We start from the raw sequence: 16834 nt of genomic DNA on the forward strand, positions 1-16834 counted from the left end.
GGGTACAAAAGATTAAAGAACCAACTAAGCATAGTATCAAAGAATTTTGTAAGGTACTAAAAGTTAGTGAGGCCGGTTATTACAAATGGCTACGCCTCCAAAATCGCCCCTATAAATATAATGACCTTTTGGCTAAAATCCTTGAGATTCGTGCAGAAAATCCGGACTATGGACCCTATCGAATTTATTTGGAGTTGAAGCTTTTTCACAATTACACCCAAAGCTATTATCTGATCCTGAAACTTTGCAAAGAGCATAAGCTTAGACTCAAGAAGAAGTTCTATGCCAAAGGGATTACCAAGGCAGATCCATCAGCACAAGCCAGTGAAAACTTGATTCAACAAGATTTTAGTGCCTCGTTACCTAATCAGAAGTGGCTGGGGGACATCACAGAAATCCCAACTTCTGACGGAAAGCTCTATCTTGCTGCAATACTAGACTGTTTTGACGGAAGCATTGTCGGGTTTAAAATGGCTGATAACATGAGAGCTGAGCTTTGCGTCGATGCCTTCTTATCTGCCGTCAAAAAATATCCAGCTACTGGAATGATCTTTCATAGCGACAGAGGAAGTCAATATACCAGTAAACTTTACCGAGAAACTTTGGCCCGGTATGAGGCAGTCCAAAGTATGAGCAATACCGGGAAATGTTTTGATAATGCTAGAATGGAATCGTTTTTTGCTACACTAAAGAAAGAGAAAATCTATAAGTACAAAACAGAAACCATGAGCATGAATGTTGTTAAAAGCATGATCTTTAGGTTTATAGAAGTCTACTATAATCGTAAAAGAATTTACACGACTAATGACGGCTATCCTCCTCTGATCAAGCGTTTAAACTATTACAAAGAGCAGTTAATAAAAGCATCTTAAAAAATGGGTAGTCAAGGTCTTGCTCCTCAAAATTGTCGCAAGACCCATCTCAATTATTTTATGGTGAAGTTCGTCAAGGTCAGGTTGTATTTTCCAGAGAAAAGATTTCTGGAAAATCTCCACCTTACCCTTGACTTCACACCAACTACCGGATATCAACAAGGGCAATTTTATGCCAGAATTACGAGTTTAGGGACTAAACTAAATTTGACAATTCCACAATGCCCGTTCACACACGTTGCGTTCACTAGCTCGCTGGATGCTGAAGGAATTGCGCCAACCTCTGGGCGGCGCAAGATGTGAACCTGGGCGCAATTAGCCCTTCAGCATCGGCGCTCGCTTTATCGTGAACTTCACTAAAGTGTTCACTAAGCAAAATGTCCCCTTAGTTTCTGGTCGGTGGGGGCTGGGGGACGGAGGGTGTGAAAGTAGTGAAGTATAGAGAAAGTAAGGGGCAATGCCCCTTACTTTCACCCATAGCAAAAAGGAACGAGTGTCTTTCAAGACTTTCGTTCCTTTTTGATTTAGATTTTTTCGGCGAGTAAGGCTTCGCATTTTTCTACATACTGACTTATCATGCGTTCTACCATTGTTGAATCCAGGATTCCTTGCATGCTTGGAGTCTTAAAGAAGCGTTTAGGTAACTCAACTTGGCGCGGGTCGAAGCCTAGTTTTTCTTTAAGGCGCAGCTTTGTGGAGTATATTCGCTTGGCAATTAATGTGAGCTCAGCATCGGTTAAAGGATAGCCTGCCGCTCTAAGAGCTTTTAGCACTGTCTCCCGATTGTATAATTTTCGAGCGAAGAGACAGATAACGAGGGAATTTAAGAGACAGCGTTCAAGTTCCTCGTCAAAGAGTTTATTGACAGCTTTTTGTTCGTCAAAGTCTTTTAAGGACTGGTCAACTGAGTAACCTGCATTGCATAGATGGGAGTGTCGTGCACCTACGGTAAGACCCACTAAATTGGCATAGCCCGTGTGATAGCCGGGTATTTCATTGCCCGCAACTTGGAGAGCGTGGTCTTTGCCGCCGAACTTTGCACCGGCAGAACGGGTTCCTTCTCCGAGAGCTTCATAAAAGGAATTCTTTCGACTGGCTAAATAGCGGATGGCCTTAGAGTAGTTTTCCGAATTGCCAAAGGTTAGGGGGACAATAGTATCCTCTTCGGAGACAATGCCGTGCATTAGGCTTTCAGTGGCCCAGGCTAAGGCAACACCGGCAGAGATGGCATCCATACCTGTTTTTTCCACAACCTCGATCAGATGTAATACTTCATCCGTTTTAGGGATACCCAGTAGGCTCCCAAGAGAATAGATTAATTCATAGTCATAGGCTACGCTAACGGATTCGTAGTCATAACCCTCGTCAAACTTACGACGGAATTGCCCAATATGAATGCAGCCAACTGGGCAGCCGGTGCAGGCCATCTTTCGTACTAAGCTTTTTTCGGCAAAGGCTTCACCACTAATCTCCTCGGCTTCGTCGAAGTGATTTTCGGTCAAGTTTCGCGTGGGCAGAGCCCCTAAAGCGCTTACTGACTCAACATTGATGGCTGTCCCTAGGTCGTGATATTTAGACATTAAATCAGTCTCTGTGACAGATTTGAAAATTTCTTGGTAAGAGCGGAAATAGTCTTTGAAGTTTTGAATTTTGGTCGTATTATCTCCGGAGATAATTATCGCTTTGACCAGTTTACTGCCCATGGTTGCCCCTAAGCCAAGGCGACCAAAATGCCGATAGGTATCCACACATACGCTGGCAAACTTGACCATCTTTTCACCGGCTGGTCCGATCCGCAAAATGCTGCGTCTGCCTCGGCCTTCTTCTGAATCACGCAGGAATTGTCCGACAACATCCGAGTCCATCCCCCAAATGGGACGGGCATCCTTGATTTGGACAGTATCTCCTTCAATAGCTATGTAAGAAGGTCGGGACGCTTTTCCGGAAATCACAACAGCGTCATAGCCGGCCATTGATAATGCTAATGCAAGTCTGCCTCCTGCGTAGCTTTCTCCCATTTCTCCTGTAAGGGGGGAAAGGAACATGGCAACTGTTTTAGTAACCAATGGATAGATACCTGATATTGCCCCAATCGCCAAGATAATAGGTTGTTCGGGGGCTAGAGGAGGAAGTTCAGGTTTAACGGTTTCTTCGAGTAATTTTGTGGCTATGCCGACTCCCCCGAGATATTCGCTCAAATCTGTTCGCTGCTTGACTTCGACTTTACCTACAGCAAGATCTATGTACAAAACCTTAATGGTTTTTTCGTATAACATTACTGAACCTCCTCAACTAACTCTAAACAGCCGTGGGGGCAAAAGCGAACACAGACACCACAATGCTTACAGACAATAGGCTTTTTGGCCTCTTGGTCAAAATAAATTGCCTCGACAGTGCAGGCACCAACGCAAAGTTCACAGCCTATACAGTTATCTTTATCTAATAAAACTCCTCCGGCTGGACGTTTTTTAAGTGCCCCTGTCGGACAGATTTCAGCACAGGGTACATCATCTTTACATGCTTGACAGACAATCGCCACAAACTTGCCAGTTAGTCCACCACTGGTTTTAATCCGAATAGCACTTTTTAAGATGGAATGGTCTTGTTGGTTAACGGCGCTGCAGGTTATCATACATGATAAACAGCCAATACAGCGGTTCATTTCAACTGCTTTAAATACTTTCATCATTAGCCTCCAGATGTTCCTTTTAAATCTAATAAATCCAAGTATACTACAATAAACCAGTTGAAATATAATATTTTTAGCATATTTTTATTAATTATTGAGAGATTAATGACAAGTGCGATTTATTGTTAATACATGGTATATCGTCTATAATTAAAAGAAACCAGATGAATAGGAGGCAAAAACATGATTCTGACAACTACACCATCTATCGAGGGTCATAAAATCACAGCATATTTTGGCATAATTACCGGTGAGGCTATTATGGGTGCTAACATAATGCGAGATCTCTTCGCAAGCATAACAGATGTCATTGGCGGGCGTTCCGGGGCCTATGAAGAAAAACTTCAAGACGCCAGACAAATTGCTTTGCGAGAATTAGAAGAGCGTGCCTCAAGATTAGGAGCCAATGCAGTTGTTGGAGTTGACCTGGACTATGAAGTAGTTGGTCAAAGTGGCAGCATGCTGATGGTTAGCGCTTCGGGGACAGCTGTACGTGTCGAGTAGACTTTTATGCCGCTATCCCAGCCAGCTGAGGACGAAAAATGCTTAATACGTCCCTGTAAAAATATACCGGTTAAGGTATGCAAATACATCTTAACCGGTATATTGTGTTTTTAGACTGAAAGTGAACTGTGCTTAATCACCATTTCATAAGGGTTCATAGCAGAGCCGTAGGTAAAGATCCGAAAGAAAGTTCCTGGATTTTACTCGAGAGATCATTAACGGTAATACTAATTCTGAATCAACATCTAGGGAAGGAGACCGAAAAAGCAATGAAAGTCGTTGCAATTGGTGATTCAATTACCGAAGGCTATCCTTATACTCCCCAAGAATCTTGGGTGACTTATTTAGCCCAAGAACTTCAATGTGAAGTTCTCAACAAAGGGATTAACGGGAATCTAACTCAAGAAATGAATGCTAGATTCGAGGGTGATGTTCTGGCAAATAATCCGACCCACGTGATTATTCTTGGCGGCACCAATGATGCCTATGCCAAATATCCCTTAAAAAATGTAACTCCCCATTTCTCAGCAATGGTGAAAATGAGCCGGGAACATGGAATCATCCCCATACTTGGCTTGCCTACCCCTTCCTTAGTAGAGGATGATGAGCTTTATCTTCGCCAATATCGAAAGTGGTTAATAGAGTGCTCTAAAATCAACTGTTTGCCATTGATTGACTTTTACACTCCTTACTCTATGCGCCTGGAGGCCGGTGAAGAAGCCAAGCTTTTTGTCGATGAAGTCCATCCTAGTCGGGATGGGTACAAGTTTATGGCCGAAATAGCTATACATAGTTTAAAACCTTTGAAATGATTGTAGAGGAAAGTTGGAATATCTCAACCCCATTGCATTAATCTTTGGACTGGTGGAATTATAACTACAGGTGCCGAAAGGGGATTGAGAATCCATGCCTGAAGTTCCTGAAATGGAGATCTATAAAAATTACTTAAATCAATGGGTCAAAGGGAAGGAAATTAGTGAGCTAAATATCTTACGAGCCAAAAGCATTAACCTGGAGTTATCAGAATTCCGCGCTAAGGTACAGGGCAAGAGAATTAAAGAAATTAGGCGGCGGGGTAAATATTTAATTTTTGATTTTGAGGAAGGCGATTTTTTACTGACCCATATGATGCTTGATGGCCGGCTATTTCTCTTGCAACTTGACTCCGAAACCCTCAAAAAGACCGATAGCCCAAAAGCGGAAGATTTACAGTCTGTGATCATGGGGAGCAGCGCAGAAGAGTTGAAGAACATCGTTAAGGATCTTCCGGGAAGAGCCAGTGTCATTTTTGGACTATCCGGTGGTTTGATACTCTTTTTTTGTAATCTGACCCTGGGCTATTTGCACTACCTTGATCAAGTTCATCTGGATACGAAATTGCAGGAATTAGGAAAGGATCCTTTAGACCCGGATTTCAACAGCCGGGACTTTTCTAAATTGCTGAAAGGGAAAAGGGGAATGATCAAACCTTGGTTGATGAACCCTAAAAACATCTCCGGCGTAGGAAATGCTTATTCTAATGAAGCTTTATTCAGTGCAGGTATACTGCCAACCCGAGGAGTTTCGACATTAGATGATGCTGAAAAAGAGAACCTATTTGATTCCTTGGTCAGAATTATTAGAGATTCTATTCGCCTTGGAGGAGACATGGAGGAACCCTTTGCCGCTTGGGATGACTTTACAGGGGGATATAATCCTTACTTTAAAGTTTATGATCGCACAGGGAAACCCTGCTTAGTATGTGGGGAGGATATTCAAAAGTCGGAAGTAGGGGGGCGGAATGCCTTTTTTTGCCCTCACTGTCAGAAGTAGTTTTAAGCGCTGCTAATAAGATTGATCTAAAAACACAAATAATAAGTATGGAGGTAGATTATGAAGATTGAAAAAATCGCCGATAAAATTGTCTATAAAGATGATAATCTTACCAAAAAGATACTTTTTAATGAATCTCGAGTTCTGAACTTCGTTCTAAACTTTAGACCAGGACAAGGAGTCCCGCCCCACCACCATGAACAAAGTGACCTAATTATCCACGTGCTTGTCGGGCAAGGGGAAATGGGGGTAGATGGTACCATACACGAGATAACCGAAGGAGATGTTATCCACTGTAAAGGGTCTGAGGTTTTCAGCCTGAAAAACACAGGTGATAAAGACATGTCCTGTTTTGTAATATTAGCTCCTAATCCCTCAGCTGCCTATTCTATAGAAGTATAACCACCAATAAAAACCGAGACAGAACCTTTGTTAGGTATCTGTCTCGGTTTTTAAATTTATTGAAAGCCCCAAAACATTCTTGAGAATAATAGACCCAAAAGACAGGGCGGCTTCGATCCACAGGAGCGAACCCATTGCATGGAGAGGCGGTAAAGCCCACAAGCTGACCTGGGGAAGCGGAGCCACGGGTTCACCTCAGGTATTACCCAGAGGTTTGGCGTAGCTCCCAGGACAGCGCGTGGGCCAGCCTCGGAATGCTGAGTGAGCGGATGTGGGCGAAGTCGCCCTGCCCCGAGCGACCCCATTTTCATTCTCTGCTGGTGCTTCATAGCGCCATGGGGCTAATTATTCTGCCCCATCTGTCGGCTTCAAAGGGGAAATAGCCTGTTGACCAGAAGGGTCGCTCTTTTGACTCTGCTCTATTGAGTTTTGTTTGGATCTTAACTTAAGGCGCAGTTCCCGCCAGATTGCTAAGAGGAGCATTACTAAAGCTCCCGCAAATGTGGAACCTAAGATTACTAAGACTAAGGGCACATCCCTAGTAACCCAGAAGAGCTGAATAGTCACTAAACCAGCATTTTGAATGGCAAACACCGCAATGAGCAACGAACAGATAAGGGATAAGATAAGTACAAACATATGTTGCATTGTCTCCTCTCTTTTGGTTAATAGTAAATTCGACCTGCAGCGTCTAATTCCTGCAATAATTTGTCATAACCCGCATATTGATATTTTTAGCTTTAGGAACCCTACGCTATGCGAAGAATTAGTTTTTGAAACAAGTTCAGTAACTCGGTTGATCTTAACTGTGTAATTAGACCGAGAAGTGCTATACTAACATCAAACCACCGAGGAGGGAGAAAATGAAGAAACTAGTATACCTAATTAGTATATTGCTCACCCTGGCTCTACTTAACGGATGTGCCAATAAGGGTGGCTCTGCGCCCAGTAATTCGGATGATAAACCCCAAGAAACTAAGACACTAAGCATCCAAGATTACTGTTCTTTCAAAGAAAATACAAACTACATTTATGAGGGCAAAGGAATTGAGTATGCCTCATATAACGTTATGGTAGATTATATCGAAGGAAACCGGATTCAGACTCGTTCAAATAATGGAGGAACAGAGACGGTAAAAGTGCTGGAATTGGACAATGGAAAGCTGACCTTGCGGTTAGCCAGAGGGGAAAGCTACTTTAGAGAAAACTTACTCCAAAGCCCAAGTAACAGTGAAGAAATTCTGTTGCAAGAACCACTTGTCGTGGGAACATCATGGGTCTTGGCGGATGGAAGAAAACGTTCGATAACTAATATAGAAGCTGATATAACCACGCCTTCAGGTACTTACAAAACTCTAGAGGTGACTACCGAGGGCAAAGCGGATAAAACTCAGGACTATTATGCCCCGAATGTTGGGCTTGTAAAATCAGTTTTTACATCAGATGACTTTGTGGTCACTTCAACTTTAAGCAAACTGGAAAGTGATGTAGCTCTGAACCAAACAGTCAAATTCTATTATCCCAATAATAATGTTGATAAGCTTTATTTTGTCAGCAAAAAACTATCCTTTAAAACCAATGATTTGACGAAAGCTTCTTTTGAGAGGGCATTCAAAGAGTTGCCTAAAGGGGATGTTGCTCCAGTATTAGGTCCTAATGCTAAGATAAAGAGTCTTTACTTAAATAAAGACAACGCAGTCTATGTTGATTTTAGTAAAGAACTAAGAGGCGAAATGATTGCCGGATCTAGTTATGAGGGTTTAATCTTGCAGAGCATCACTAATACCCTAGGAAATTATTACGGGGTGGACAAGGTTTATATTACAGTTGAAGGAAATCCCTATGCGTCTGGGCATTATGCCATGAATAAAGGTGAGTCCTTTTCCGTCGATTTAAGTAACAGTACAGAACTTAAATAACGATTGTTTGTACCAGATGAGGTGAGAATAAATGGCTGCAAGTGTACGTTTCATACAGTGTGCTGGTTTTCGATTTGATAGCCCCGCTTGGGATGGACCGGAGAGGTGGGCAACAGCAAGGAATCAAGATTTGTGGCAGACATTTCAGGCTCTACTATCTCTTTGCCAAGCGGAAAAAGTCGAATTTCTTTTTCTAACCGGTGATCTATTTGAACAGCAGTATGTGCGCCAGGAGACCGTCGAGGGGGTCGCAGAATTACTTGGAAAATTGGAAGGAACCAGAGTTTTCATCACTCCGGGCAGAAGAGACCCCCTTACAATATCCTCTGCTTATCGCTTGACAGTGTGGCCAAGGAATGTCCATATATTCTCAAGTGGAATTAAAAGTGTCAAACTCCCATCCCATAATCTAACAATATATGGGGCAGGCTGGACTGCATATCATCAAGAGAAGTCATTTCTGGATGATTTCACTCCTATTAATGATACGACACTAAAGATTATGCTTCTTCACGCTGTTGTTGATTCACTCGGGACTAGCCAAGGACTTATACCCATTAAGCAAGACCAAATATCTGCCAGTGGGGTAAACTATTTAGCCCTCGGACATCTGGAAGGATGGAGCGGAATACAGCAGGCTGGAAAGACTATCTGGGCAGACTGTGGTGTGATAGAGGCTAGAAGTTTTGCAGACAAAGGATCTCATGGTGTGATCTTGGGAGAAATTCGAGAAGAATCCACCTGTATTGAATTTAGAGAACTGGGACAACGCTGTTACTATGAAATAAATTTAACAGTTCAGTCTCAAGAATCTCTTGCAGAAATAGCTGAAAGAGTACTCAAAGAGCTAAGCCCTGATGAACGTCAAAGAAATTTATATAGGATTAATATCTCTGGAGACCAATTAGAGATTGAAAGGTTAGTATCTCCTTTACAGAAGCTGCTTATGGCAGAGCTTCCTTTCGTTGAAGTTATTGCTCACGAAGAACCAGACCCAACCTATGTGGATTTGCCTAGGCCCTCTAAAGTAAATATTCAGGAAGGCTTTCCTACTCTTGCCCACATCTTTTCCGGCAAACTCCAAACAAGGTTGTCAGAAGCAGATGAATCGGAAAACAAAGAGTATTGGGGAGTCGTACAAAAAATCGGAATGACAGCACTGGGGCAGGGGCGGATAATAGATGAAGATTGAACGGATTAGACTTAGTAATTTCAGAGATCTCAAGGATATCGACTGGATATTCCCCTCAGGTCCAACTCTGATAATTAATCGAGATATCAATGATCAGAAACTATTAGATGATTTGCTGATGAAACTATTCTATGAACAGGAATCTCAATTGTTGGAGAAGCAAAAAGATAATGCAGCAGCTGAGGTATGGATATCTGAGGATAATCATCACTTTGTGGTTCGTTATGAAAACATCCAAATAGACGGCCAAATAACCCAACAATTTACCTTCTTAGATGGAAATGGGTACAAAGTTAATCTGCCAGAAAAGATGACCATTGGAGAATACTTATTTCAGGCTCGCTTGCAAGCTTTTCTGCAAGGTGGCAGAATTACTTGGCCGGAAAAAGACAGCCAGGATAACTTGTTTTTGCGAATTAATAACCTTAGCCAAGGTGGAGATGAGGATTTCTCTTTAACTAAAGTGCGAGCTTCTCTGATCGGTGCTCAAAAAAGAGTTAAAGATCAAAGAGAGAGTATGGAGTTGGTAAAGGCTGAATACGATGCCTTGCGAAATGAATGGGAGGATGCCCATCGGCAACAAGAAGCCAATCGACTGCTCCTGATTGAGATTAAGAATTTGCAAGAAAATGAAGCCATCTTAACTGAAAAAATTGCTCTCACTCAAAAAATTCATCAACGCCTTGAATGTCTTGCTCAAAACTCAGATTATCGTGAGCTGCGCCAACTTCAAGATAAGATATGCAGAATGGAAGAACGCCAACAACGTTTAGATGAAGGTCTTAGGGCGATTTCCAGTGATGGTGCAGTTGATTGGGAGATCATAGAGAACTTTCGAGAAGAATGTATGGAATGGGCCTGCCTTCAGAAAGATGTGAGAAATTTCACTGCAGAAATAGAAGCCCGAATAAAACTAATTGAGCAGACTCAAAGACTACTCCTTTCGTCAGGCTATCAGGGATATAGAGAAGATGAAGAACAGCAGCTCCGGAGGGTGATGGAGGAGAGAGATTCAGCTCGAGACAGGCTTGATAAACTTATCCTGCTAAGAGAAGAGTTAGATGAGCGTAAATTAGAGTATGAAGAGGAAATCACTAAGTTATCAAAATTAATAGTTATGTCCGATGTAACTGAGGATGCTATTAACCGGATCACTAGAAAAGAAAAACAATTAAACCGCTGGCAAAGCTACAAAATATGTAATATTACGGATCAACTTTTAACTAAGCCCTTAAAGATAAAGAGTATTAATGAACGGTTATCAGCGCATCTGCTTGATTATTACCAAAGGTATCATGTAGCAAACTATCGGGAATTCACAAGTCGGCTAGAGGAATATCAACAACAGCAAAGACAGGTAGAAAACCTAAAAAAGAGAATTGAGGAGCTGCAGGAAAAAGTCAATAAAGAACCAAAGTTGCTCAGAATCATCGATTCACGCAATGAAATCATAAAACTTGCTCTTTCGAAAGTTCAAGCGGCAGATTTTAGCGAATGGTTGAATGGCTGGTTAGCCTATCAGCAAATGAAGAAACACCGCTCAGAAGAAACAGATCAATTAAACAAGGACTTAGAACAAAAGTTAGACCTGGAAAAAAAGCTAGCAATCTGTGCTGAAGGGATGAGTGAAAATTTAAAGAACTGGGGTATTCCCTTGGGGGATCGGGAGGAAGTCCTATCAGCTATTTTAAATGTAGCCGGTCAGCTGCAAGAAAGAGATGAAGTTAAAGAGGAAGTGGCCAAGTATTTGGAGATTTTTGTCAAAAAGCTTGGGAATCGGGATCTAGAACGACTCTCAAGAATACTTGAACCTTTAGCTGAACTCGAACGTGAACAGCGTCTTTCTAATCAGGAAAGGCTGGCAGAAATGTCCTCCTGGGAAAAAGAGCGAGTAGAAATACTCCAGCATTTAGAAGAACTTAACACACGTCTTCAGGGGGAGGAACAGGCTGCTTCTTTGTCTGTCCTTGAGAAAAGAATAGAAGTTAAAAAACGTCAATGGATAGCCTATGAAGATTTGCGCCATGCCTTAAATGATGCCCAAGCTATCTTGGATTTGTCTTGGCAAGAATGGCAAACTAAGTATGAAAAAAATCTTAGTGAAGAAAAACAATGGATTTATGAGCACTTCTTCTCCCCAAAAGGTAAATACACTGAGAATGAAACAGTGGTTAAAAGAAATTATTTTTCCTATCGCTTGGCACTTGCTCAATTAGCCCTTCCTATAACTACTGAGGTTCCTCTATTCTTCTCAGTCGGAAAAATCTCCGAAGGAGATCAAACCTTTTGGACAGATGCTGCAAAATATCTAAATAAGTTGGGATTAGGCAGACAAGTTTTTTTAAATACAGAGGATCCCCTGCTTGCGGAAATACTTTTAGATCAGGGATGGTCTCCTTTTAGCTTTGCGCAAGATTAAAATCCATGTGAAAATTAGAAAGTGGCAACTTTCCTCTATTACATTAAGTTGACAATCGAGGCAGAATAATAGAAAATAATATAGGAAGAGGTCATTTTAACGAATATAATGACTAAAATAAATTAAAGGGGGTTCTATGAAAAAGGCCAGTGATTTACCATTTAAACAATACATTGATGTTTTAAAAGCTAAGATTTTCACATTACAGAATATCTCATGGAAGTCTCCAAAAGTTATAGGAGGTTCAATCCTTCTGCTGCTCTTAATGGGAAGTGGAATTGTATACCTGAACTCTACAACCTCTGCAGTTTACGTTGTTGTCAATGGAGAAAAGGTAGGTCTTCTTGAAAGTCAGCAGCAAGCGGGAGCAATGATCGATGAAATCCTCTCTGAAAAGGGAGCTCCCATAGGCGTTGCAGCTAAAACTCATGATAGTATTACCTTTTCATCTGTTAGAATAAAAAATTCCGAATATAGGGCTTTATCTAAGTCAACCTTAGAGGCAGACATCGCTTACTATGTTGACGGAGCAGCAGTAAAGGTAAATAATGAGCCTATTTTTGTTCTGGCAAAAGCTGAAGATGGAGAAAGATTGCTAAAAGAATTTCAAGAGTATTATGCTAAGCCAAGTGAAAAAAACCAAGTTGCCTCAGTCTCTTTTGAAGAAGAGGTTGAGACTGAGCCTGTGGAGGTGCCTTTAGACCAAGCACTTTCTTATGAGCAAGCTCTTGAAAAACTTAAACAGGGTAATCTGCAAAAGATCGAATATACAATTCAGGAAAACGATTCTTGGTGGCTCATAGCGCGAAAAAACGATATGAAAACTAAAGAAGTCTTGGCAAGTAACCCCGGTGCCAACGAAGATACTATCTTAAAACTTGGCAAGAAAATAACCTTAGAAAAAGTTGCTCCTTACATAACAGTGGTTTGTGAAGGAGTTCGTACGGATATAGAAACAATTCCCTTTGATGTGGTTACCAAAACTGACTCCAGTCTCTCCAGTGGACAAACAAACGTAAAACAAGCTGGAAGTGACGGAGAAAAAGAAGTGCAGTACGCTTACGTTCAAAAGAATGATAAAGTGGTTACCCAAACCGTCAAGGATGAAAAAGTACTAAAAACCGCAGTTTCTCAAATCATTGAAAAAGGCCCCCAACAAGTCACAGTTGCTTATTCTCGTGGTAGCGGGAGTACTGTTTCCGGGGTATCCTGGCCATTAAGAGGGCCGATAACCTCCTACTATGGTTATCGCCATTCTGAGTTTCATACAGGAATTGACATCGATGGAGATCAAGGGGATCCCTATACTGCAGCTGCTGCCGGTAAGGTTGTAAGTGCCGGCTGGAGCGGTAATTATGGTAATACCATTCTTATTGATCACGGCAATGGAGTGATGACACGCTATGCTCATTCCAGCAAACTACTAGTTTCTGCAGGAGCGAGGGTAACTAAAGGTCAGACCATTGGTTTAGTTGGATCCACGGGTCGATCGACTGGTTCACATCTCCACTTTGAAGTAATCATCAATGGAGATACAACAAATCCTCTTAATTCATTGCGCTAAATCATTAAAAGAAGAGAGTTTATAAAGAGTTTTAGACACTTTTTTAGAGTGGCTAAGACTCTTTTTGATTTTAAAGCCAATCCTCATAACTAGAAGAGGGATAAGCATAACCCTTGACAAACCAACAACTTACCTGTTATCATAGGGTTGTCAGTGGTCAAGGAGAAAACGAATTGTCACGGTAAAACGTTGAAAAGCGTTAAATAGTTATGCGTTTTCTCATTTGGGAACCTGACTGGTTCTTTTTATTTTATACATTTATTTAGGTATAGTTTATGAAGAGAGAACCAACTTCTATTTGGAAAGGGGATATTACATGAAACGATTCAGAAAATTACTCGCCGCTGCGCTCGCTTTGTCCCTTTTGGGATTAGCAGGATGTGGGACAACCGATTCCGGTAGTAAAGCTAAGTCCACATTAGAGACCGCGAAGGAAAGAGGATATGTTGTTGTAGGATTTGCCAACGAGAAACCATATGCCTATCAAACCCCAGACGGTAAACTTACGGGGGAAGCGGTAGAGGTTGCTAGAACCGCCCTTAAAAATATGGGTATTAGCGAAATGAAAGGGGAGTTAACAGAATTTGCTTCCCTTATTCCCGGGCTGAATGCCAAGCGCTTTGACATGATCACAGCAGGGATGTTTATTAATCCTGAACGTGCCAAGGAAGTAGATTTTGCTAATCCTGAGTACAGTATCGGAGAAGCGATTGCTGTTAAAAAAGGAAATCCTTTAAATCTTCACAGTTACAAGGATATTGCTGCTAATCCTGAGGTAAAAATCGCCGTTCCGGGAGGAGCCATTGAATATGATTACCTTCTGAAATCCGGAGTACCCCTCAAGCAGATTATGACCGTACCGGATATGCCGGCAGCATTATCAGCTCTTCAATCAGGTCGTGCAGATGCATTAACCGCTACTGGACCCTCCGTACAGGCGACACTTGAAACTGCTAATAATCCTGATTTAGAAAGAGTCATGGATTTTATACAGCCGGTTATTGATGGTAAAGAAGTTAAAGGCTATGGTGCAACAGCCTTCCGTAAAGATGACCAAGATTTTCGCGAAGCTTTTAACAGTGAAATCCAGAAACTTAAGGAATCAGGAGAGTTATTAAAAATTATCTCTCAATTTGGATTTACCGAACAAGAATTGCCTGGAGATAAAACAGCTGAAGAGTTAAGTGCTCCAACGGATAACTAAGTTTTTAATTCCATAAAATCAGACAAAAACTTACCTTTCTGAAAGGAGTCGATGTGAACCTATGTGGTTTGATATTCTCCCTTCTTTCTGGGAGGGAACTAAAATAACAATTCAATTAACACTTTTTTCAGCAGTAATTGCCTTTTTCTTAGCATTTTTGGCGGGGTTTGGGCGGCTCTCGAAAATCAAAGCCATCCGTTTCTTAGCCGCAACTTATGTGGAGATATTTAGAGGAACGTCTTTGTTCGTACAGCTCTTTTGGATTTACTTTGCCTTACCGCTATTAGGTATAATGCTGCCAAAGATGCTGGCCGGGGTATTGGCCCTATCACTTAACGCTGGGGCTTATGGGTCTGAGATTGTCCGGAGTACCATTATTTCTGTGCCAAAAGGTCAGACTGAAGCTGCAATTGCCCTCAACATGACCCCTTGGCAAAGAACCTGGCTGGTTATTTTGCCCCAAGCCTTAGTGATGATGTTACCTGCCTTTGGAAATCTGCTCATTGAAATGCTTAAAGGAACTGCACTGGTATCCCTAGTGACACTTGCTGATTTGACCTTTGTAGCGACGGTTCTCAATTCCTCTATTATGCGTCCAACGGAAATTTTTTCTGTGCTGTTGGTAATCTATTTTGTGATATCCTTGCCATTTACAAGGGGAATTCGATGGATTGAGCATAGGTTATCTGGGGGGAGGTATTAATTATGTGGAGCTGGGACTATACACTATTAATTTTACCCCAGATTTTAGAGGCCTTAAAAATAACAGTTTCGGCTACATTTGTTGCATTTGCAGTAGCGCTGGTTGGAGGTTTGATTCTGACGCTGGCGCGCAGATCAGACTTTAAGCCATTATCACTATTTGCCCAAGGATTTATCGAGTTTGTTAGAAGCACACCGCTACTAGTGCAACTTTATTTTATATTTTACGTTTTGCCGGAACATGGACTTTCTCTTTCACCGTTTATTGCCGGAGTTATCGGATTAGGCCTTCACTATAGTACCTATCTTTCAGAGGTATACCGTGGTGGAATCGAGTCAATACCGCCGGGCCAATGGGAAGCGGCTAAAGCCCTGAACTTTACTCCGCTTGAGACATGGCGAAAGATTATTCTCCCTCAATCTATTCCGCCGGTAATACCGGTTATGGGGAATTATCTGATAACTATGTTTAAAGAAACCCCTGTACTCTCAGCGATCACCCTAGTTGAGATAATGCAGACAGCAAAGATGCTGGGGTCGCACTCATTTCGTTATCTGGAGGCATTTACGATTGTTGGAGTGCTGTTCTTAGTATTGAGTTACTCATCTTCGCTGATGGTGAGGCGCTTGGAAGTCCGTCTAAATCTCAGATAGACTTAATTAAAAAAATTATTCTAAGGAGGTTGATCGCGTGAGTGTACCATTAAAAGTTATTTATAACGAAGAATCAACTAAAAGTATAGGGAACGATCTACGGAAAGTTGCTGTTCAACCGATTGTGAACTATAGTAATATCAGTAAGTCATATGGTGATCTTCAAGTTTTAAGGAATATTGACTTGGACATTGCGCCGGGTGAAAAGGTAGCCCTTATTGGTCCAAGCGGATCAGGAAAGACGACTTTAGCCCGACTGCTCATGACTTTGGAAGAACCAACCTCAGGAACCATCGAAGTCGATGGAGAAATGTTGTGGCATCAAAAAACAAACGGGAAACTGGTTAAAGCTAACGAGAAGCACCTTCATAAAGTTCGAGGCAATATTGGCATGGTCTTTCAGCACTTTAATCTTTTTCCCCATATGACAATTTTACGCAATGTCATGGAGGCCCCTCGGAATGTACTTGGACTAAGTAAAGAAGAGGCAATGGAACGTGCTGTTACAATGCTGAAACAAGTAGGGCTTGCCAATAAAATAGATGTCTATCCGGCGCAGCTTTCGGGAGGTCAGAAGCAGCGTGTTGCAATTGCTCGTGCCCTAGTTATGCGGCCAAAGGTTATGATTTTTGATGAACCGACCTCCGCGCTAGATCCCGAGTTAGTTGGTGAAGTTTTAGAAGTTATCAAAGCTATTGCCGCTGAAGGAGAAATGGCAATGCTTCTGATAACTCACGAAATGGATTTTGCTCGTGATGTGGCGGATCGAATTTTGTTCTTTGATCAAGGGCGTATTATTGAACAAGGACCACCTAAAAGGATTTTTAATAATCCCGAAAGCGAACGTTTGCAGACGTTCCTAAGTCGTTTTAACAGACATTAATGAATATGTTGTTTAAAG

At 41.7% G+C, this 16834-nt stretch carries 16 protein-coding genes; 13 read left to right on the forward strand and 3 right to left on the reverse strand.

Annotated elements, in window-relative coordinates:
• Positions 1–11 precede the first annotated feature (11 nt).
• A complete protein-coding gene (locus DESMER_RS10055) occupies positions 12–872 on the forward strand; it encodes an IS3 family transposase (RefSeq protein WP_083856473.1) in 861 nt (286 codons plus the stop codon).
• A gap of 524 nt (positions 873–1396) precedes the next feature.
• Here the strand turns inward: DESMER_RS10055 and DESMER_RS10060 are convergent.
• Both DESMER_RS10060 and DESMER_RS10065 read right to left on the reverse strand, forming a co-directional pair.
• On the reverse strand, positions 1397–3148 hold the full coding sequence (locus tag DESMER_RS10060; RefSeq protein ID WP_014902935.1) for an aldehyde ferredoxin oxidoreductase C-terminal domain-containing protein: 1752 nt from the start codon (positions 3146–3148) through the stop codon (positions 1397–1399).
• Positions 3148–3561, reverse strand: coding sequence for a 4Fe-4S binding protein (locus DESMER_RS10065; RefSeq protein ID WP_242831076.1), 414 nt, complete (start codon positions 3559–3561; stop codon positions 3148–3150). The genes DESMER_RS10060 and DESMER_RS10065 overlap by 1 nt, the downstream gene beginning before the upstream one ends.
• A gap of 183 nt (positions 3562–3744) precedes the next feature.
• Between DESMER_RS10065 and DESMER_RS10070 the strand changes: the two genes are divergently transcribed.
• The 4 genes from DESMER_RS10070 to DESMER_RS10085 all read left to right on the forward strand — a co-directional run bounded on the left by DESMER_RS10070 (position 3745) and on the right by DESMER_RS10085 (position 6279).
• The gene (locus tag DESMER_RS10070) at positions 3745–4065 is read left to right on the forward strand and encodes a heavy metal-binding domain-containing protein (RefSeq protein WP_014902937.1); all 321 of its coding nucleotides are present in this window, start codon (positions 3745–3747) and stop codon (positions 4063–4065) included.
• Between the two features lie 269 nt (positions 4066–4334).
• On the forward strand, positions 4335–4877 hold the full coding sequence (locus tag DESMER_RS10075) for an SGNH/GDSL hydrolase family protein (RefSeq protein WP_014902938.1): 543 nt from the start codon (positions 4335–4337) through the stop codon (positions 4875–4877).
• A gap of 94 nt (positions 4878–4971) precedes the next feature.
• Complete coding sequence (locus DESMER_RS10080) at positions 4972–5877, forward strand: Fpg/Nei family DNA glycosylase (RefSeq protein WP_014902939.1); 906 nt, start codon at positions 4972–4974, stop codon at positions 5875–5877.
• Between the two features lie 60 nt (positions 5878–5937).
• Positions 5938–6279, forward strand: a complete 342-nt coding sequence (locus tag DESMER_RS10085) for a cupin domain-containing protein (RefSeq protein ID WP_014902940.1) — start codon at positions 5938–5940, stop codon at positions 6277–6279.
• Between the two features lie 345 nt (positions 6280–6624).
• Here DESMER_RS10085 and DESMER_RS10090 read toward each other — a convergent pair whose 3' ends face one another.
• Entirely contained in the window at positions 6625–6918 is a 294-nt protein-coding gene (locus tag DESMER_RS10090; RefSeq protein ID WP_014902941.1) for a LapA family protein, read from the reverse strand.
• A gap of 224 nt (positions 6919–7142) precedes the next feature.
• On the opposite strand from DESMER_RS10090, the gene DESMER_RS10095 reads away from it, so the two are divergent.
• The 8 genes from DESMER_RS10095 (at position 7143) to ehuA (ending at position 16816) form a co-directional block, all read left to right on the forward strand.
• The gene (locus DESMER_RS10095) at positions 7143–8198 is read left to right on the forward strand and encodes a GerMN domain-containing protein (RefSeq protein WP_014902942.1); all 1056 of its coding nucleotides are present in this window, start codon (positions 7143–7145) and stop codon (positions 8196–8198) included.
• Positions 8199–8229: 31 nt separating this feature from the next.
• The gene (locus DESMER_RS10100) at positions 8230–9390 is read left to right on the forward strand and encodes a metallophosphoesterase family protein (protein ID WP_014902943.1); all 1161 of its coding nucleotides are present in this window, start codon (positions 8230–8232) and stop codon (positions 9388–9390) included.
• Positions 9380–11809, forward strand: a complete 2430-nt coding sequence (locus DESMER_RS10105; protein WP_014902944.1) for a hypothetical protein — start codon at positions 9380–9382, stop codon at positions 11807–11809. The genes DESMER_RS10100 and DESMER_RS10105 overlap by 11 nt, the downstream gene beginning before the upstream one ends.
• A gap of 136 nt (positions 11810–11945) precedes the next feature.
• Complete coding sequence (locus tag DESMER_RS10110) at positions 11946–13373, forward strand: M23 family metallopeptidase (protein WP_014902945.1); 1428 nt, start codon at positions 11946–11948, stop codon at positions 13371–13373.
• A 316-nt stretch (positions 13374–13689) separates the two neighbouring features.
• Complete coding sequence (ehuB, locus tag DESMER_RS10115) at positions 13690–14577, forward strand: ectoine/hydroxyectoine ABC transporter substrate-binding protein EhuB (RefSeq protein WP_014902946.1); 888 nt, start codon at positions 13690–13692, stop codon at positions 14575–14577.
• Between the two features lie 61 nt (positions 14578–14638).
• Entirely contained in the window at positions 14639–15280 is a 642-nt protein-coding gene (gene ehuC, locus DESMER_RS10120; protein ID WP_014902947.1) for an ectoine/hydroxyectoine ABC transporter permease subunit EhuC, read from the forward strand.
• A 2-nt stretch (positions 15281–15282) separates the two neighbouring features.
• Positions 15283–15933 (forward strand): ectoine/hydroxyectoine ABC transporter permease subunit EhuD, encoded by a 651-nt coding sequence (ehuD, locus tag DESMER_RS10125; protein WP_014902948.1) that lies wholly within the window; start codon positions 15283–15285, stop codon positions 15931–15933.
• Between the two features lie 85 nt (positions 15934–16018).
• On the forward strand, positions 16019–16816 hold the full coding sequence (ehuA, locus tag DESMER_RS10130) for an ectoine/hydroxyectoine ABC transporter ATP-binding protein EhuA (protein WP_427854281.1): 798 nt from the start codon (positions 16019–16021) through the stop codon (positions 16814–16816).
• The last annotated feature ends 18 nt before the right edge of the window (positions 16817–16834 follow it).

Origin of the sequence: Desulfosporosinus meridiei DSM 13257 (genome assembly GCF_000231385.2) — a bacterium.
GTDB lineage: Bacteria > Bacillota > Desulfitobacteriia > Desulfitobacteriales > Desulfitobacteriaceae > Desulfosporosinus > Desulfosporosinus meridiei.